The sequence below is a fragment of the Algoriphagus sp. NBT04N3 genome (assembly GCF_019443765.1).
Lineage (GTDB): Bacteria > Bacteroidota > Bacteroidia > Cytophagales > Cyclobacteriaceae > Algoriphagus > Algoriphagus ornithinivorans.
The window spans coordinates 821,045-840,849 of sequence record NZ_CP048415.1; the positions used below are offsets into that span (position 1 = coordinate 821,045).

Below are 19,805 nucleotides of genomic sequence, written 5' to 3' on the forward strand. Positions count from 1 at the left end.
TAAACCAATCAATTATGCTGAGAAGAATAAGCGGAATACTGATGCTTTCTGTGATGTTGACCATTTCAGGTTTACAGGCACAGCAAAAGCGTTCCCTTACACATGATGATTATGATGGCTGGGAGAACCTATCATCAGATCGAATTACAAAAAATGGAATTTGGGTAGGGTATATAATTTCTCCACAGGATGGAGATGGAAGATTAGAGATTTTACCTTTTAAAGATGTCAGTAAAAAGTTTGTGATCCCTAGAGCTCAGGGTTGGAACTTTACACCTGACGATACTTACGCGGTCGGAAAGATTGTTCCACAAGAAGACTCTATTCGCTTTTTGAAGTTGAAAAAGACTAAAAAAGACGACATGCCTAAGGATAGTTTGTTCATCTATGAAATGAAAACTGGCAAACTGGAAAAAATGGCAGAAGTTAAGTCTTTTGCTATTCCTGAAAAAGGAGGAAGTTGGATTGCTATTCAGTTTGAAAAGGAAAAGCCAGCGAAAAAAGATCCTGCTGATTCCACCGCAAAAGCAGAAAAGCCTAAAAAAACAGATGGTACTAAATTGCTGGTAAGATCCCTAGATGGATCCAAATCCTATGAATTTGCCAGAGTTAAATCTTATGGGTTCTCCAGAAATGGTGATTTCCTTCATTATGTATTAGCTGAAGAGGATACGTTGGATAATGCTGCAATTCATTTACTCAACCTAAGTTCCGGACAATCTACAGTCTTACATGAAGGGAATACAGCTTACGAGCGAGTGACTTTTTCTCCAAAATCCAGATATCTGGCATTTTTGAGTACAAATGATTCAGCCAAATCTAAAAAGCCATATTATAACCTGTTCCTCACAACCACCTCTAATCCCAAGGTAGAGGAGATTGCTACAAGAAATAGTCAGGGCATATTGGAAAATGGAAGAATCAGTAATGATGGCTCTATTCGTTTTTCTGAAAATGAAAACAGGTTGTTTTTCGGTGTTTCTGAAGACTATGTGGATTATGCTTACGAATCCGATACTACTATTTTGGACGATGAGAGAGTAAGTTTGGATATCTGGGGCTGGCAAGATGCTGAAATTCAGCCAATGCAATTGAGAAATAAGTCCAGAGAGGAAAAGCGGTCTTACACAGCTGCAATGGACCTAATTGATAGAAGCATTGCACAGTTGGAGGACAGGGAAGTCAACAATGTCATTCTCGAAAACAAAATAGAAAGAGATTTTGGAATAGCTTGGACAGATGCTCCATATAGAAGAGCTTATAGCTGGGATATTCAGATTGGAAGAGATTTATACTTGGTAGACTTTGAAAGCGGCGAAAGAACTTTGATCGAAAAAAATGCGCCGGGATACCCAAGCGTTTCACCTGAAGGAAATTATGTAACCTGGTATGCAAGTACCGATAGTGCCTGGGTCGCCTACGATATTGTTGCCCGAAAGAAAATTAACCTAACTTCTGGAATTGAAAACGTTGTCTTTTATGAAGAATTGCATGATTCTCCCTCGCTTCCTGGTTCCTATGGAGTAGCAGGTTGGTTGGCTGGAGACGAAGCAATTTTGATCAATGATAGATATGATATCTGGAAAATTGATCCTAGAAATCCAAATGCTGCTGTTAATGTCACAGCCGGAGAAGGAAGAAAAAATAAAATCGAGTACAGAAGAATTACTCTGGATAGGGAAGAGAAAAGCATTGATCCAAAAGAAAAACTTTACTTGACAGCCTTCAATGAAATGTCAAAAGAAAGTGGCATAGCTGAAGGTTCAATGAATGGCTCTGCTCCAAAATCAATTCTGATGACGGCTCATAGATATTATGGATTGACGAAAGCTGAAGATTCAGATGAAATTCTGGTTCAGAGAAGTACCTATAAAGAATCTCCGGATTTGTACTTAGGTGATTTGAAGTTCAAAAATCTAAGAAAAGCTTCTAATCTTAATCCGCAGCAGGCAAATGTTAAATGGGGTTCTGTGGAATTGGTAAGTTATTTGGCTAATGACGGAACTCCACTTCAAGGACTTCTTTTCAAACCAGAATATTTTGATCCCAGTAAGAAGTATCCTATGATGGTTTACTTCTATGAGAGGAATAGTGACGGATTGCATAATTACAGAAGCCCTGCACCTTCGGCTTCTACGATTAATATTCCGTTTTTTGTCAGCAATGATTATTTGGTATTCGTGCCGGATATTAAATATGATTTGGGATTACCAGGACCAAGTGCCTACAACTGTATCATCCCGGGTGTTCAATCTATCGTAGCCAAAGGCTATGTGGATGCCGATAATATGGCAATTCAGGGGCAAAGTTGGGGTGGATATCAAGTGGCGTATTTGATCACACAAACCAATATGTTTAAAGCAGCTGGAGCTGGAGCTCCTGTGGTAAATATGACTTCTGCTTATGGAGGAATCAGATGGGGTACAGGAATGAGCCGTATGTTCCAATACGAGCAAACCCAATCTAGAATAGGTGGAACTCTTTGGGAGAAGCCTCTTTATTACATAGAAAACTCACCTTTGTTTTTCATGGATAGAGTAAATACCCCAGTATTGATCATGCATAATGATGAAGACGGAGCAGTTCCGTGGTATCAAGGTATTGAGATGTTTATGGCTCTGAAGCGTTTGAACAAGCCAGCTTGGTTGCTTCAATACAATGGTGAAGATCATAACTTGCGTCAGCGAAAAAATAGAAAGGACTTGTCAATTAGACTCAGTCAATTCTTTGATCATTATTTGAAAGGTGCTCCGGCTCCGCTATGGATGACTGAAGGTCTTCCAGCAGTCGAGAAAGGAAGAACCTTAAAATATGAATTAGGTCAATAATAAAATAGCCCCGGATTTTCTGAAATTCGGGGCTAATTTTTTATACAGCAACTGGGGCTTTGATATGTGGGTGGGGATCATAATTGACCAATTCAAAATCCTCGTATTTGAAACTGAAAATATCTTTTACTGCCGGATTAATTTTCATAGTAGGCAAAGGTCTACACTCTCTACTTAGCTGCAATTCTGTTTGTTCTAAATGATTTAAATACAAGTGAGCATCCCCAAAAGTGTGTACAAATTCACCTGGCTGGAGATCACAAACCTGAGCCACCATCATTGTAAATAGGGCATAGGACGCAATATTAAAAGGAACACCCAAAAATACATCCGCACTTCTTTGGTACAGTTGACAGGATAATTTTCCGTCTGCTACATAAAACTGAAAAATCGTATGGCAAGGAGGAAGAGCCATGTGATCTACATCGGCGACATTCCAAGCGCTAACGATGTGGCGCCTGCTATCAGGTTTGGTTTTAATTTGATGGATCAAGTTCTTAATCTGGTCAATCTCGCCACCTTTACCATCAGGCCAGTGTCTCCATTGATATCCATATACAGGTCCAAGGTCTCCATTTTCATCTGCCCATTCATCCCAAATGGAAACACCATTTTCCTTCAGCCATTTGATATTGCTATCACCGTTCAAAAACCAGAGAAGTTCTATTATGATACTCCTTAAATGAAGTTTTTTGGTAGTCACAACCGGAAATCCCTCTGACAAATCAAATCTCATCTGATGTCCAAAAATACTGATCGTTCCAGTACCTGTTCTGTCAGATTTTTTCACCCCCTCTTTTAATATTTTCCTCATCAGGTCATGATATTGCTCCATGGTTGTTTTGGTTTTTTTCTAGTCAACAAGATAATAGCTTCAGACAAATATCGGAATTGCTATCAAACAAAGAAGACACAAACTGATTATAATTGTGTGACATTTGGAGTCGGAGATATATTTAAACTGCTATTGGATGTTTACTAAATCAGGTGCTAATTTTTCATTTTCCATTGCAGTGATTTTTTGTCTGATCTTGGGTTTTCTTCAGCCAAAGCCGGTTTTTGATTATGATTTCGAACAGTTTTTCCCTCAAGATGATGAGAATTTAGCCTTTTACAGGGAGTATGAGGAGATTTTTGGCAGCGATAATGATTATCTGCTACTAGCTTTTGAAAATTCACAAGGGCGGTTGTTTGATGCTTCTTTTTTATCGGAGCTAGATCAGTTTCAGGAATCCGTTACAAGTTTGGAAAAAGTGGATTCGGTCTTTTCGATATTAACAGTTAAGGAACCTATCATTAGTCCATTTGGTGTAAGAGAACGTGCTGCCTTGTCTTGGGATTTGGAGAAAGATGAAGTAAACTTTCAAGGGGACGAGAAGAAATATCAAGGCAACCTTATTGCCAAGGATGGGGAAAGTCTCTTGGTTTTGATTAAAAATGAGGATAATCTTTCCAAAGAGGATGGAGACCTTCTTTATGGAGAGATTCAAGAATTATGGAAGTCTCAAGGCCTAGCCCCCAAGGCAGTGGCAGGCAAAATACAGACACAAGGTGATTTTGTGGATTTGATGCAAAATGAATTTGGTTTGTTTTTCGGGGCTTCTCTCATTTTGATGCTACTTATTTTAGTATTGATTTTTCGGAGCTGGTGGGGAGTGGTGATACCGATTTTAGTATTGTTGGTTGGAGTACTTTGGGCTTTTGCATTTATTCTATTGATCGGGAAAAAATTGGCATTGATGTCTGTAATGCAGCCCACAATTTTTCTAATCGTAGGACTGAGTGCTTTAATCCATTTTTTCACACATCTTATCAAAGCTTTAAAAGTAGCCCAGTCAAAAGATGAAGCCATTTCAAAGGTTTTTAAAGAGTTATGGGTTCCTGTGACATTGACAATTTTGACCACCTCTTTAGGGTTCTTTTCTCTTTATTTCACAAGTATTCCAGCGTTGAAGGACTTTGGGTTGACCACTGGTTTAGGGATTCTGATGATGTTTTTTTCAGTGAGTTTAATTACTCCATTTCTATTATATCGCTGGAAAAAGTTGAGCGTAAGTAGTGATTCTGAAAAAATAGCTCCTGATTTTTATCACGCGGCTCTCAGGCAAATATTTATAAAAAGCAAAGAGATTTTAGTTCTCTTTTTTTTCATCAGCATGTTATCTGTTTATCTAGGCAGTAAAATAGATATCAATGGATATCTTCTCGATAATCTACCTTCAGACCATCCTATCCAAAATGACTTTAATTTTTTTAATGAGCAATTTGGAGGGTCCAATCCTTTAGAAATCTATTTGAAATCAAGTAATGGATCTAAAAATCTTCTCGATTATGAGGCTTTGAAAGAAATAGATAAGCTAGAAATGAAATTGAAAAAGGAGTTTGGAGAGATCAGTGTATTATCTCCTTTAACCTTGGTGAAAACGCTAAATCAAGCACAAAATCAAGGTGATCATGCTGCCTTTATGTTTCCCAGTCCAGGGCAATTTAGAAGAATGGAAAGGTTTTTAGGCCGAGTTTCGAAAAATCAAGGGTCTTTGGTTCTTTCCGAGGATCTGATGGAAGGTAGGATTTCAGCTAGAATTCCAGATTTGGGCAGTTTGCAAATGAGCCAAATAAGAGAGAAAGTGAGGGAATATATTGAAGAGGAGATAAACGAGGATGTTATTCAAGTAAGATGGACAGGGACTTCCTATTTAATTGATAAAGGACATGAGTCGGTTACCATTCAAATGGCAAGAGGACTTGGAGTTGCTTTCTTGTTGGTTGGTATAATAGCAGGATTTTTATTCAAGTCTTGGCGTATTTCTTTCATTCTACTGATTCCAAATATTATCCCGTTGCTTTGGATGTTAGGACTGATGTATTTTTTGGGAGTAGAATTTAAACTAACAACGGCTATCCTATTTACAGTGGCATTTGGTATTGCTGTTGACGATAGTATACACTTTATGACCCGGTTGAAAATGGAATTGAGTCTTGGCAAAAATCTATTATATGCACTCAAAAGGACTTTTTTGGAAACAGGAAAGGCTATAGTTCTTACTACTCTTATCTTGGTTTCCGGTTTTGCAGTCTTGATTTTTAGCAGGTTTGGTGTGACTCATTACACGGGATTATTGATTTCTTCTGCCTTGGTCTTTGCTTTGTTAGCGGACCTTTTTTTGCTACCCGTGATCCTTCTTCCTATGAAAAAGGTCTGGGAAAAGAAGAATGGACAGGATTAATCTGAGATTTCCTTTTCCAAAATAAAGGTTGCAGAGACAGGATAATGATCTGAATAATCTACCTCTCTATGAGTATCAAAATCTACAGCCTTGAGTTCTTTGGAGCTAAAAATGTGATCAATTCTCAAGAAGAATAATACCTTATTGTAGGTAAAACCAAACCCCCTGCCGGCACTTTCAAAGGCATTGGTTAATATTTTATTTAGCCTAAAATAAGTGTTTGAATAAGGAACTTCATTGAAATCCCCCATCAAAATGACTGGGTGAGGGCTATTCAGAATATGTTCTTCCAAAACATTTAACTGCTTATTTCTGGCCAAACTTCCTCTATTAAGTTTACCCAAAGTTTGACGGTAATTCTCTCTTACACCATCTATGTTATCCAATGCTTCAGAATTTATTTTCATCGATTCCAGATGACAATTATAAATTCTTAGGGTGTCCGAATTATACAAGATATCGGCAAATATGGCTCCATTAGTTCTGTTATTATCGAATACTTTTCCCTCATTAATGATTGGGTATTTGGAAAAAATAGCTAAACCGTAGGATCTTTTTTGCGGGTTTCCTTCTATAATCTGATAAGATATTTCCATCCCCGAATCTTTTCCCAATAGCTGAACAGCATTTCTTGAGGGAGTAGTGTAATCCTGATAAAACTCCTGAAAAACTTTGACCTCTGCGGGATGATCCTGAAGCCAAGCAAAAACATTCGGGTCAAACTCTCCTCCGCTTCGTCTTTTGTAATCAAAAAGGTGAGCATTGTAGGTGAGTACATGAAGGCCTTCAGACTCTTTATTTTGGTCATTTAACTGGAAAGTAATTTCAGCAAACCTATATCCAATTAATAAGGCGCTAAGAGGAACAAATGATAATTTTCTCCATGAAAGCGCAAGAATTATGAATAAAAAAAGATTAAAAAGCCAAGCAACAGGGATGAAAAAAGGAAGCAACCCAACGTAAGGAAAGTTTTCAGGCGAAATATAAACACTGCCAAAAACCAGGAGGGTCAAAATAAATGTAAGCCAGGTAATAAATTTCATTCGCTGATGCTCAGGTGATTGTAGCTTGTAGTATTGATTTTTTGTTTTGCTTTAAACCTTTCAAGCCTATCGTTGCGTAAAGAAGCAAAAGAGAAGCCTAAAAACGAAGCTACTGAAGAATAAGTATTTTCTTGGAAAAGAAATTATCAGAATAGTACGGGCAGGGATTTTGCAGGTTCGTTATTATGCATTTATTTCGAAATAAAATTTCCACTATATGACAACTTTCAAAAGGTTATGGGTAATTGCCATGTTTGCAGGCATCCTAATTTCTTGTTCATCCAAAACAGAGAGTGATTCAAATTCTTCTGATCTTGGTTCCAGTGTAGAAGAATCGTCTGAGGAATCCTCCAGACCAAGTCCATTGGAAGTAAAAGATGGAGAAATAGCAGGGAAAGCATTTAAGGTTTATTATGGCTCTCCTGCTGTAAAAGGAAGGGAGATTTGGGGAGATTTGGTTCCTTACAATGTTGTATGGAGAACTGGTGCCAATGAGGCTACTTATGTTGAATTGAGTCAAGATATGACTGTAGAAGGCAAAAGCTTACCTGCTGGGAAATATTCTCTTTTTACTATTCCTAAAGAATCAGGAAAATGGACTGTGATTTTTAATTCCGAATGGGATCTTGAACATGGGCATTTCCAGTACGATGAAAAAAATGATGTGCTTCGGGTGGAGGTTACTCCAGTTTGGGGAGAAAGTCTACAGGAAAGGCTGTCTATTGATATTGAAAATCCTGGTTTAGTAATAAGATGGGAAAAGCTACAACTCCCGATAATTATTCAATAAATCAATTAGTTCAAATGAAAAGGTTCTGGAATTTATTTCAGGACCTTTTTTTATGGGTAATTACCTAAGCTTTTGAAGAAAAATTCAAAGTTTAATTTAAATTCGCTCATCATCAAGAAAAGCCCGAATGAAATACTTCAGTTTTATTTTTGTTCTTCTAATTACTCTTGCTTTAGGCTATTTTGCTTCTGTTCCAATTGGTCCTGCACCCCCAATGGGCCCCTTGATGGATCCTAACCACGGATTTTGGCAAAACATGTACAGTGAGGATGAAATAGCCGAGGATGAAATAGCTATTCCTGGCCTGCAGGGAACAGTTTCAGTCACATATGATGAGAATCTGATTCCCCATATTTTTGCTCAAAATGAAGAGGACTTGTATCGAGTTCAGGGATATGTGACAGCTCAGCATAGGTTATGGCAGATGGAATTCCAAACTATGGCGGCAGCTGGGAGAATTTCGGAAATTGTTGGCCCTGTTGCATTGGAACTTGATAGAATGACCAGGAGGAAAGGCTTGGCTTATGGAGCAGAATTAGGACTAGCCTATTTGAAAGAAAAAGACCCCGAAACTTTAAAGCTTGTAGAGGCATACGCTGAAGGTGTAAATGCTTACATTGATCAAATTTCTTCCGCGCAATTACCTGTCGAATATAAAATTTTGAACTACAGACCTGAAAAGTGGTCTGGATACAAATCCCTTCTTCTCTTAAAATATATGTCCGATATGTTAGTGGGAGACCGTGATTTGGAATATTCAAACCTGCGAAAGATTCTCGGAAAAGAGTTATTGAATAAGCTTTTTCCTGAGTTTCCTGTAGATAATGATCCAGTCATAGAGGCAGATAGAGTGTGGGATTTTGAACCTATTCAAGTTTCCAAGCCCGATAGTCTTAACTTCCCAAATGATGAATTGGTGATTGATCCGCTTCCACAGCCGGAAGAAGGAACAGGTTCTAACAACTGGGCAGTTTCAGGCAAAAAAACTAGGAACGGCTATCCAATTCTTGCAAATGATCCGCATTTAAGCCTCAACCTGCCATCACTTTGGTACAGTATGCAATTAAGCACTCCCGGTCATTCAGTAAAAGGAGCTACTTTGCCCGGAGCTTTAGGGGTGATCTCCGGCTTTAATGAGAATATAGCTTGGGGTGTGACAAATGCCACCAAGGATGCTAGAGATTGGTATAAAATCACTTTCAAGGATGAAACTAGGGGATCCTATAAATATGGGGAATCTTGGCGCGACTCAGAGTATCGAATTGAAGAGATTCAAATAAAAGGTCAGGAAAGTTATATAGATACGGTCGTTTACACTCATTATGGTCCTGTAGTGTATGATAAGACTTTTAAATCAGAAAGACAGGATATCAATTTTGCATTGAAATGGACAGTGCATGAAGGTTCCAATGAGCAAAAAACCTTTCTGATGATGAATAAGGCTAAGAATCATGCGGATTACAATGCTGCCTTAGATAATTATACTGCCCCCGCACAGAATTTTGTTTTTGCCTCCAAATCGGGAGATATAGCAATGAGGATTCAGGGAAAGTTTGCAGTAAAGTGGAAAGAGCAAGGCAAATTTTTCATGGACGGCTCGGATCCACGAATGGAGTGGAAAGAATACATACCGAATGCACATAATCCAAGTACATTAAATCCCGAAAGAGGTTTTGTTTCATCTGCGAACCAACACCCAGTAGACCCTTCTTACCCATATTATGTGTTTGACAATAGTTACGAGCATTATAGAAATAGGAGGCTTAATAACAGGTTAAGGGAAATGGAAAATATCACAATTGAAGATATGAAGGCTCTGCAATTTGATGATTATTATCTACACGCTGCAGAAGCACTTCCTGTGATGATCAATTTATTGGGTTCCTATTTACCTAATGATGAATCCGCGAAAAAATATATGCAAGAGCTGAAGTCTTGGGATTTTTATGCAGATCCAAATCAAAAAGGGCCAACGCTATTTTCTTCATGGTGGTCTAAAACTTATAGTGAGATTTGGAAAGAATGGGCTGAATTTGGAGTTCCTGTTGTAAGGCCTTCTAATTATCAAACAGTCAAATTATTAAAGGAGGAGCCAGCCTCCCAAATTTTTGACTGGGGAAATTCAGCCAGTGAAGAAACTGCCTCTGATCATGTTAAGAAAGGGTTTGAGCTGATGGTGGAGGAGATGAAAAAATGGGAGGAAGATGAAGGAGATTATACTTGGGCAAATTTCAAACGTACTAAAATTCAACATCTTGTACCTCAATTCAACTCGTTTTCTGTAGAAAATGTATATACTGGTGGAGGCTCTGGGATTTTGAATGCAACAGGAAGCCGTCATGGAGCAAGCTGGAGAATGGTTGTGGAATTAGGTCCCGACATCCAAGCATTTGGAATTTATCCTGGAGGGCAGTCAGGGAATCCTGGTAGTAAGTTTTACGCTAATTTTATTTCAAAATGGGCCAATGGAGAATATTTAAATTTCAATTTGAGAAAACCTGACGATTCAGATGCCTCATTATTTATTACCACATTTGTACCTAAGCCATGAAATTCTTCGGATTCTTAATTTTAACAATTTTAATAGTAGTTTTTGCAAATCCCTTTATCCCTTATTGGGGAGTCATGGTGGCATTGGCATTTTTAGCTATTTTATTAAACCCAGGAAATGCTATTGCATTTTGGGGTGGAGGTCTTGGAATGGGTTTATCCTGGTTGGGACTGAGTCTTTATCTTTCGATACAAACTGGAAGTCCACTTCCTGAGAAAATTGCTTCAATTTTCGGGGTAGGATCAGGACCTATATTAATTGGTTTTACTGGATTTTTAGGTTTTCTTTTTGGAGCATTTTCTTCTTTAACTGGAAGTTTATTTCGAAAAATAACTAAAAAACGTCCTGATAATTTGTATAGGGGTGGATAAGCTATATGCCTTATTATTGGGTTTTTAACCTGAAAAATAAGGTTTTAAATTTTTACAGTTCGTTCTAATGAGTACCTTTGTTACTCATTTTGATAATGATTTTTTATGCTTGAATCTTTAATAACATCTAAGACTCGTCTGAGGCTTCTGGTTAAGTTTTTTGTGAATGACCGAAATCAAAGTCATTTAAGAGGATTGGCTGATGAATTCGGCGAATCTACGAATGCTATTCGTAAGGAATTGAATAACCTTACTCAGGCAGGCATCCTTTTGAAGCACTCTGATAAAAATAAGATTTCCTACCACGCAAATACAAAGCATCCTTTCTTTACGAATATCAGGGACATTATCAGAAAATATCTCGGGCTTGACATGCTTTTGGAACAGATTCTGGAAAGAATGGGGGAAGTTGGTCAGGTCGTGCTTGTTGGAGATGTTTCCAGAGGAATAGATTCAGGAAAAATTGATGTGTTGATTACAGGAGATAATTTGAATCAGGATTACATCCAGGGTCTAAAGAAAAGAATTGAAAAAATGATTGACCGAAAAGTAGTTTTTACGCTTAAAAATGAGCGTCATGAAGGCTATGGATTGGTTTTGTTTGATAATAAAATAGGGGTTTAGCTCCGAGAGATTAACAAAAAAGTAAAATAATAGCTAGGCACAAATTGTGACTGAAAGGGCGAAGCTGTGCCAATCTTAGAAAAATTTGCATATTTATTCTTTCCTAAATTCTTCAACTTGAAAAACATACTGATTTCTAAGCTAATCGAAAACTGGAAGGTTTGTTGTCTTTTCATCTTTTCTATGATGTTGAGTATCCTTTTACAGGCTCAAAGCCTGTCAGATATTCAAAATCTTAAAGTAGATAATTTATCAGACGCTCAGATAGAGCAACTTATTAAAAGGGCTGAAGCAAATGGATTGACTACTAACCAATTGGTAGCCTTGGCGAGAGAGAGGGGTATGCCTGCATTAGAAGCTAATAAATTAGGTCAAAGAATCAATGACTTGAGGATGTCAGGTCAAACTAACAGTACTTCTGGAAAAATGGAGGGAGGAAGGAATTTGATGGACCAAGAAACAGATCTTTTTGATTCATTGAGAAAATCAGATCCATATTATGACCTTACTCCAACTCAAAAAAAGATATTCGGATTTAAGTTGTTTCACAATAGGCAACTAAATTTTAGCCCCAGTTTAAATCTACCAACTCCACTTTCATACATAGTTGGGTCTGGAGATCAATTATTAATTGATGTCTATGGAGCAAGTCAGCAGTCCTATGATTTGACAGTTTCTCCTGAAGGGAGAATATTCGTTCCTAATGTTGGGCCCGTTCAGGTTGGCGGGGCTTCAATTGAGGCAGCAACAGTCAGGATAAAGAATAGTCTAGGGAGAATTTATTCCGGTCTCAATGGAGCAAATCCTAACACGTTTTTACAAGTTCGGTTAGGGAATATTCGATCCATTAAAGTATCCATGGTAGGAGAATTGACAAAACCGGGGACTTATACTTTGCCTTCCTTTGCCACTGTTTTTAATGCCCTGTATGCTGCGGGAGGCCCTAATGAAAATGGAGCATTTAGAAATATTCAAGTATATAGGAATTCGAAGTTAGTGGCTGCTGTCGATATTTATGAGTTTTTATCTAAAGGAGACCAGAGTGCAAATATTTTGCTTCAAGATAATGATGTGATTATAGTACCGCCTTTACAGGCAAGAGTTGAGATCACGGGCCCAGTGAGAAGAGAAGGTTTTTTTGAAGTAAAGCCAAATGAAGCCTTAGTGGATTTGTTTGTTTACACGGGAGGTTTCACAGCTCAAGCCTATAAAGACAGGGTCACTGTCAGAAGAATAGAAAATAATCAGAGAAAAGTTTTAGATGTTTCTGAAACTGACTTCAATACTTTTACTCCCAAAGATGGGGATGAAATTTTAGTTGGTGAAGCCTTAGACAGATTTTCTAATAGAGTTCAGGTAACAGGAAGTGTAAATAGACCGGGAGAATTTGCTCTCGGTGAGTCGGGTTTAACAATCAAGCAGCTAATTGAAAAGGCAGAAGGTTTAAGACCTGAAGCTTTTACGAATCGAGCTACTTTGTATAGAACCAGCGATGATCTGACTTTAGCTGCTGTTCCATTGAACCTAAAAGGAATCATAGAAGGAACTGCTGAGGATATAATACTCAAGAACGAAGATCTATTATTCGTCCCAAGTAGATATGATATTCAGGAAGAGTATTATGTGAAAATTTCAGGAGAGGTTAATTTGCCAGGAACATATCCATATGCATCATCTATGACTGTGGGAGACCTTATTCTTCGCGCTGGTGGATTACTTGAGTCAGCTACCAATTCCTCCATAGAAATTGCAAGGAGAGTTCGGGATCAACAAAGCGGTAAAATCGCTGAAATAACCAACCTGACTATAGATCCCAACTTACAACTTTCGGCAGAGGAGTCAAACATGCCTTTGAGTCCATTTGATCATGTGTTTATCCGTAGAAGTCCAGGTTTCGAAAAGGAGCAATTAGTGACATTGAGGGGTGAAGTTAGATATCCAGGTCAGTTTGCTATTTCTTCATCCAATGAACGCATTTCCGATGTCGTAAAGAGAGCTGGAGGATTATCAGATTTTGCTTATCCCAAAGGAGCGAGTTTAATTAGGAGAACCATTTATTTTGAAGAGAAATCTGAAGAAGAAATTAGAGAAGAAAGGTTAAGAGAAATTAAGGATAATTTGGATCCTGAGAAAAACAGAAACACTAATGAGGCTGAGCAAATTTTATTTGAAAGAATAGAAAAAAAACTGGCTCAGATAGAAGAAGAAAAGCAAAAGGAGGAACAACAAAGACTAAGGAGTCAATTATTCAAAGTTTCGGTTCCAACTGATAGTATTTCTATTGACTCTGCTCTAAATGCCTCTAGGTACAAGGAACAAGATCTAGTGGGTATAGATTTAGAGTATATTATGCAAAACCCTGGATCAGAAGCAGATTTGATTTTGTTTGAAGGGGATATTCTTCAGATTCCTAAACAATTACAGACTGTCAGAATGGTTGGGGAAGTGTTACTCCCAACTACTACACGATTTATAAGTGGAAAATCCTTAAAAGATTATATTTCAAAGGCTGGGGGATTTACAGAAAATGCGAGAAAAACTAAGGCGTATGTCATATATGCCAACGGAGATGCCGCTCAAACCAGAAGCTTTTTAGGATTGAAAAATTATCCTTCAATTGAGCCAGGAGCAGAAATTGTGGTGCCACGAAAACCAATAAGAGAAAGGATGAGTGCAGCAAGTTGGATAGGAATCGCTTCAAGTCTTGCTACTCTGGGGATCCTTGTAGAGAGATTAATTAACTAACTAATAATAAATTATTATATGAAGATTGCAGTAGTGGGTACTGGCTACGTAGGCCTAGTATCTGGAGCTTGTTTTGCTGATGTAGGTATAGAAGTAACCTGCGTGGATATTGATCAAAAGAAAATTGAGAAATTGAAGAATGGCATCATGCCCATCTATGAGCCAGGTCTAGAGGAAATTGTGGTCAGAAATTATAAAAGTGGCAGATTACATTTCAGTACTGATTTGGGAGAAGCGATTCAAGGCGCTGAAGTTGCTTTCATAGCTGTTGGAACCCCCCCAGGTGAAGATGGATCTGCTGATCTGAAATATGTCTTGGCAGTTGCAGATGAGATCGGTCAGAAAATGAGTGATTATATCGTAGTGGCTACCAAAAGTACAGTACCAGTTACAACAGGAGAAAAGGTAAGGGCTACGCTTCAGGCAGCTTTGGATAAAAGAGGTTCAGATCTTCCATTTGCTGTTGCCTCTAATCCTGAGTTCTTAAAAGAAGGTGCTGCAGTAGAGGATTTTTTAAGACCAGATAGAATTGTGATTGGAGTGGATGATGAGCGGGCTGAAAAGATCATGCAGCGTTTGTATAAGCCATTCCAACTGAGTGGAGAGCGTATTATTTACATGGATATTCCATCTGCGGAAATGACGAAATATGCTGCCAATGCTATGCTTGCAACCAAGATTTCATTTATGAATGATATTGCCAACTTATGTGAGTTGGTAGGAGCTAATGCCAATATGGTTCGTAAAGGAATTGGATCGGACCCAAGAATTGGCAATAAATTTATTTATCCAGGGGTAGGATATGGAGGTTCATGTTTTCCAAAAGACGTCAAAGCTATCATTAGAACAGCCAGAGAATATGGCTATAATTTGAGAGTTCTTCAGTCTGTGGAAGATGTGAATGATGATCAAAAGTATGTGCTTTCGAAAAAAGTAAAAGCTCATTTTGGAGAGGATCTTTCTGGAATGACCTTCGCGATGTGGGGATTAAGCTTCAAGCCTAATACCGATGATATGCGTGAATCTCCCGCGGCTGTGATTATTGATGAGCTTCGTGCTGCTGGTGCCACAGTGAAAGCCTATGATCCTAAAGCTATGGAAGAGGCGAAAGAACATTACATTTTCGATAAAGTAACTTATTGCAAAGATGCCTATGATGCTTTGGTTGATGCTGATGCGTTGTTGCTGGTAACAGAATGGTCAGAATTTAGAATACCAAGCTGGGAAGTCGTAGGTAAGTTGTTGAAAAATAAAGTCGTTTTTGATGGAAGAAATATTTACGATAAAAAATATTTAGACAGCTTGGGCTATGTACATTATGGGATTGGCGCAAAGTAAAAATCAATTAATCCCTTCTATAATTGAGCCTTAAGAAAAAAGCTTATGCAGGACTATTTTGGAGTCTTTTTCAGCTTTTTGGAATCCAAGGCTTAAACTTTATTCTATCTATAATTATGGCCAGAATACTCATGCCCGAAGATTACGGGATTTTGGGTATGCTGGCCATTTTTATGGCAGTTGGAAATACACTCATCAATAGTGGATTGACTGCAAGCTTGATCAGATCAGTACAGCCAAATGATGAAGACTATTCTACTGTTTTCTGGCTAAATCTAATTATCAGTGGTTTTATATATCTGCTATTATTTTTCACTGCTCCTCTTATTGCTGAATTTTTTAATCAACCGATTTTAATTTCTGTAGTAAGAGTTTATTGTCTTTCTTTCATTTTTGGTGGGCTTTCCTTAGTTCAAAGAACTAGGTTAACCAAAAAAATGGATTTTAAGACCCAAATGAAGGTTTCTATTCCTTCTTTGCTCATAGCTGGTGGTTTGGGAATTTTTCTCGCTTTTCAAAATTGGGGAGTATGGGCTTTGGTATATATGAACTTAATTCAAATATTCTTGAATTCTGTTTTCTTTTGGGTTCAATCAGGTTGGAAACCATTATTTATATTTAAGAAAGAGATTATTAAAAATCATTTGGGTTTTGGCTATAAACTTACTTTTGCCAATCTTCTTGAATCATTATTCCGAAATAGTTACCAAGTATTAATTGGTAAATACTTTCCTGTGGCTCAATTAGGTTTTTATGCTAAAGCTGATAGCCTAAAGCAGCTTCCAGTTCAAAATATTTCATCTGCAATAGATTCTGTAACCTTCCCACTTTTTGCCAATATTCAAAATGAAGACGAAAGACTTAAGTATGCATATCGGGTGGTGATGCAGCAAATATTGTTTTGGCTTGCTCCAGTACTCACTTTCGCTGGAATTCTCGCTGTTCCAATATTTGAATTCCTTCTCACAGAAAAATGGGTGCCAGCTGCGCCTTTTTTTCAAATTCTTTGCGTTATAGGAATCATGTACCCTCTTCATTCCTATAATATAAATATCCTAAAAGTAAAAGGCAGATCAGACTTGATATTAGGTTTAGAAATAGTTAAGAAAATTCCCTTGATCATTGGTCTCTATATTGCGATAAGTCAAAATATTTTTTTCTTATTATATCTTCAGGTCGGTTTGAATATCTTTTATTACTTATTGAATTCGTCGTATTCAGGGAAAATGATTGGATATTCTATTAAGGATCAACTCAAGGATCTTCTTCCGATTTTTATTCCAATTTTGGTTTCTGGTTTAGGAGTTTATCTTTTGCTGAAAACCTTTTCTTCATGGCCAAACTTTCTATTGATATCAGGAGGGTTCATTATTGGCTTTGGTTTATATTTGTCGTTTTCATGGCTAATTAAGTTGGAACCTTTGTTGTTTTTAAAGAAAGAATTTGCAAAAAAATGATTCCTGTAACTAAACCTTTTATACCTCCCATTCAAGATTATCAAAAAATTCTTAAGGGTATTTGGAATCGAAATTGGCTGACTAATAATGGTCCTTTGGTAAATGAACTAGAGATGAACCTTAAGGAGTATTTACAGGTATGTAATATCTTCTATGTCACGAATGGTACAATTGCACTTCAGATGGCCATTAAAGCTTTATCCCTGAAGGGAGAAGTTATTACAACACCTTTTTCATATGTAGCTACAACAAGTAGTTTGGTATGGGAAGGCTGTACTCCGGTATATGTAGATATTCATCCCGAGACTCTGAATATTGATCCTCGAAAAATAGAAAGTGCAATCACTTCTAAAACAACAGCCATTTTAGCTACTCATTGCTTCGGCAACCCATGTGATATTGATGCTATCCAAGCTATTGCTTCAAAACATGGTTTAAAGATTATTTATGACGCCGCCCACTGCTTTGCGACTCAGTACAAAGGAAAATCGGTTTTCGAGTATGGTGATATTAGTGTTACTAGCTTTCATGCCACTAAACTATTCCACACAGTAGAAGGGGGGGCAGTATTCACGAAGGATAAAAACGTTGCCGATCAAATGGTTTTTCTGAGAAATTTCGGACATGATGGCCCTGAAAACTTTAACGGAATAGGGATTAACGGGAAAAATTCTGAATTCCACGCCGCAATGGGATTGGTCAATTTGAAATTTATTAAACAGATTTTAGACAGGAGAAAACAACAAACTCAATATTACCATAAAGCTTTGCATTCGCTTCCGTTGAAATATGTAAAGCTTCAAGATGCTGAAGGCTTTAATTATGCCTATTTTCCAGTGATACTCGAGTCAAAAGAACTAACCTTGCATGTAAAGAAAATCTTGGAAAACCATCAGATTTTTCCTCGTAGATATTTTTATCCAAGCCTTTCCAAACTAGATTATGTCTCTGGAAATACTCCCATATCTGATGATATTTCTTCTCGAATCCTATGTCTTCCTCTTTATCACGAATTAACAAAAGAAGAACAAGACTTGATTTCTAGAATTATGATTAAAGCATTTAAATCTTTTTAATGTTAATCGCTGGTGCAGGAGGGCATGCTCTCGAAATATTAGATGAGTGGGAAAAACTTCTTCCCAATGAAGAATTTGTCTTTTTAGATGAGTTGAACTTTAATTTATCGATGGTAAATGAAACGCATCGAGTTATCCATGACCATAAAGAAGTAAAACTTTTTTTTGAAAAATCCTGTAATTTTTCATTAGGTGTTGGCTCACCGAATACCAGATTTCATTTTTTTGAAATGTTTCAGAAACTTGGTGGATATTTTAAACCATTACATGCTGAAAGTAGTCAAATAAGCAAAACCGCTGTTGGTAAATTTGATGCGATGGCATTTTCTTTCGTAGGTCCAAAAACCAGGATAGGTCTTGGCACTTTAGTCAACACCAGAGCACATATTCATCATGACTCCGTGATAGGGGATTTTGTTGAAATTGGCCCCGGAGCAATGATTTTAGGCCAAGTTACTGTAGGAGATTTTGTAAGGATTGGTGCAGGTGCAGTTATTCTTCCTAACATTAAAATTGGGAAGAAGGCTGTAATCGGAGCAGGTTCTGTTGTTAGTCGGGATGTCCCACCCGGCGTAGTAGTTAAAGGTGTTCCAGCCAAATAAAATACCATGGCAAAAATCCTTCATATCTCTAGAGATAACAAATTTTTAGATTTTGCGATAAAGTGTTTTGAAGAAGTAATTCCAGGTGAAAATGTATATTTGGTACTTTCCGAGAGTTCAGATCTAAGATTTATTTCTAGTGAATTGGTTCAAACAGGTACCTTGGATCAAATCAATGAATTAGTCCAAAATCAAGCTTTTATTTCCAAATTTAAAGCAGCAATTTTTCATGGAATTTCTGATACTGAGGAGAAAGTTCTAGAAGTTTTACCAGAAAATTTAAAGGTAATCTGGTTTGGATGGGGATATGATTACTATCCTTTACTTGATTTTTTCATGCTTAGCTTTCTTGGGCAAAAAACCAAAGAGTTTTGGTACTCTACCCAGCCTTTAATTACCAGGTCCAAGCTTAAGTTTCACGAAATTCTTCCTGTTTGGAATTACTGGAAATCCAGAAAGAAAATCAAAGTTTTTTCAAGGGTTGATTATTTTGCTCCAGTTCTCGAATATGAATACAAGAGGATTAAAAAAATGCATCCACGCTTTAGAGCAAAATATATTGATTGGAATTATGAACTAGGGGATTCAATATTTTCGAATTTGGGAAAGGATTTCGTAAGAGGAAATAATTTTTTGGTAGGGAACTCAGCTGCAATTACCAATAATCACTTAGATCTTTTTGAATTGATTCGTGAAAAATCTTTAGATGATCAAAAGATATATGTTCCTCTTAGTTATGGTTTTCCAAAAAAATATAAAAGCTCTATTAAAGTAAAAGGAAAAGAACTTTTCGGGGAACAATTTTTCCCTATGGAGGATTTTATCCCTTTTGGTGATTATTTGGATACGATGAAAACCTGTGGGTTTGCCTTAATAGGGAGTATCCGTCAGCAAGCATTGGGCAATATATATATGTGCCTTGCATTAGGTCTGAAAGTTTATCTTCACCCCAAGAATCCATTATTATTCGAATTAAGACAAATGGGATTTGTTTTATTTGATTTGGAGGATTTTAGATTAGAAACTGATTTTTCAAATACACTTCCTCGTGATATTCAAATTCATAACCGAGAATTAATGAGAAGGAAATCTAAAAAAGAAAACTATCTAGTTAAGACTCAAAATCTTGTCAAATTAATTCAAGCATTTTAAG

14 protein-coding genes are annotated in these 19,805 nt (G+C 37.3%); 12 read left to right on the forward strand and 2 right to left on the reverse strand.

Translation table 11 applies throughout. The features are described 5' to 3' along the window. The first annotated feature begins 14 nt into the window (after positions 1–14). Positions 15–2,828 (forward strand): S9 family peptidase, encoded by a 2,814-nt coding sequence (locus tag GYM62_RS03630; RefSeq protein ID WP_219958340.1) that lies wholly within the window; start codon positions 15–17, stop codon positions 2,826–2,828. A 40-nt stretch (positions 2,829–2,868) separates the two neighbouring features. On the opposite strand, the gene GYM62_RS03635 is transcribed toward GYM62_RS03630, so the two are convergent. Beyond that, positions 2,869–3,663 (reverse strand): thymidylate synthase, encoded by a 795-nt coding sequence (locus GYM62_RS03635; protein WP_219958341.1) that lies wholly within the window; start codon positions 3,661–3,663, stop codon positions 2,869–2,871. A gap of 136 nt (positions 3,664–3,799) precedes the next feature. On the opposite strand from GYM62_RS03635, the gene GYM62_RS03640 reads away from it, so the two are divergent. After that, positions 3,800–6,055 carry an RND family transporter gene (locus GYM62_RS03640; RefSeq protein ID WP_219958342.1) on the forward strand — a complete coding sequence of 752 codons (2,256 nt, stop codon included), beginning with the start codon at positions 3,800–3,802 and terminating at the stop codon, positions 6,053–6,055. On the opposite strand, the gene GYM62_RS03645 is transcribed toward GYM62_RS03640, so the two are convergent. After that, a complete protein-coding gene (locus tag GYM62_RS03645; protein ID WP_219958343.1) occupies positions 6,052–7,098 on the reverse strand; it encodes an endonuclease/exonuclease/phosphatase family protein in 1,047 nt (348 codons plus the stop codon). The two genes, GYM62_RS03640 and GYM62_RS03645, sit on opposite strands and share 4 nt — an antisense overlap. A 217-nt stretch (positions 7,099–7,315) precedes the next feature. Here GYM62_RS03645 and GYM62_RS03650 point away from each other — a divergent pair, with 217 nt between their 5' ends. The 10 genes from GYM62_RS03650 (at position 7,316) to GYM62_RS03695 (ending at position 19,804) form a co-directional block, all read left to right on the forward strand. Then, positions 7,316–7,888: a DUF2911 domain-containing protein gene (locus GYM62_RS03650; protein ID WP_219958344.1), complete on the forward strand. Its 573-nt coding sequence runs from the start codon at positions 7,316–7,318 to the stop codon at positions 7,886–7,888. Between the two features lie 127 nt (positions 7,889–8,015). Then, positions 8,016–10,439, forward strand: coding sequence for a penicillin acylase family protein (locus GYM62_RS03655; protein ID WP_219958345.1), 2,424 nt, complete (start codon positions 8,016–8,018; stop codon positions 10,437–10,439). After that, complete coding sequence (locus GYM62_RS03660; RefSeq protein WP_219958346.1) at positions 10,436–10,810, forward strand: hypothetical protein; 375 nt, start codon at positions 10,436–10,438, stop codon at positions 10,808–10,810. The genes GYM62_RS03655 and GYM62_RS03660 overlap by 4 nt, the downstream gene beginning before the upstream one ends. Before the next feature lie 105 nt (positions 10,811–10,915). Continuing rightward, positions 10,916–11,434: a transcriptional regulator gene (locus tag GYM62_RS03665; RefSeq protein ID WP_091654539.1), complete on the forward strand. Its 519-nt coding sequence runs from the start codon at positions 10,916–10,918 to the stop codon at positions 11,432–11,434. 183 nt (positions 11,435–11,617) lie between these two features. Then, a complete protein-coding gene (locus GYM62_RS03670) occupies positions 11,618–14,179 on the forward strand; it encodes an SLBB domain-containing protein (RefSeq protein ID WP_219959397.1) in 2,562 nt (853 codons plus the stop codon). An 18-nt stretch (positions 14,180–14,197) separates the two neighbouring features. Next, positions 14,198–15,517, forward strand: a complete 1,320-nt coding sequence (locus GYM62_RS03675) for a UDP-glucose/GDP-mannose dehydrogenase family protein (RefSeq protein WP_219958347.1) — start codon at positions 14,198–14,200, stop codon at positions 15,515–15,517. A gap of 23 nt (positions 15,518–15,540) precedes the next feature. Beyond that, positions 15,541–16,974 carry a lipopolysaccharide biosynthesis protein gene (locus GYM62_RS03680; protein WP_255590531.1) on the forward strand — a complete coding sequence of 478 codons (1,434 nt, stop codon included), beginning with the start codon at positions 15,541–15,543 and terminating at the stop codon, positions 16,972–16,974. After that, a complete protein-coding gene (locus GYM62_RS03685) occupies positions 16,971–18,050 on the forward strand; it encodes a DegT/DnrJ/EryC1/StrS aminotransferase family protein (protein WP_219958349.1) in 1,080 nt (359 codons plus the stop codon). Before GYM62_RS03680 ends, GYM62_RS03685 begins: the two co-directional genes overlap by 4 nt. Next, positions 18,050–18,652: an acetyltransferase gene (locus GYM62_RS03690; protein WP_219958350.1), complete on the forward strand. Its 603-nt coding sequence runs from the start codon at positions 18,050–18,052 to the stop codon at positions 18,650–18,652. Before GYM62_RS03685 ends, GYM62_RS03690 begins: the two co-directional genes overlap by 1 nt. 6 nt (positions 18,653–18,658) lie before the next feature. Then, positions 18,659–19,804 (forward strand): TDP-N-acetylfucosamine:lipid II N-acetylfucosaminyltransferase, encoded by a 1,146-nt coding sequence (locus GYM62_RS03695; protein ID WP_219958351.1) that lies wholly within the window; start codon positions 18,659–18,661, stop codon positions 19,802–19,804. Position 19,805 lies beyond the last annotated feature (1 nt).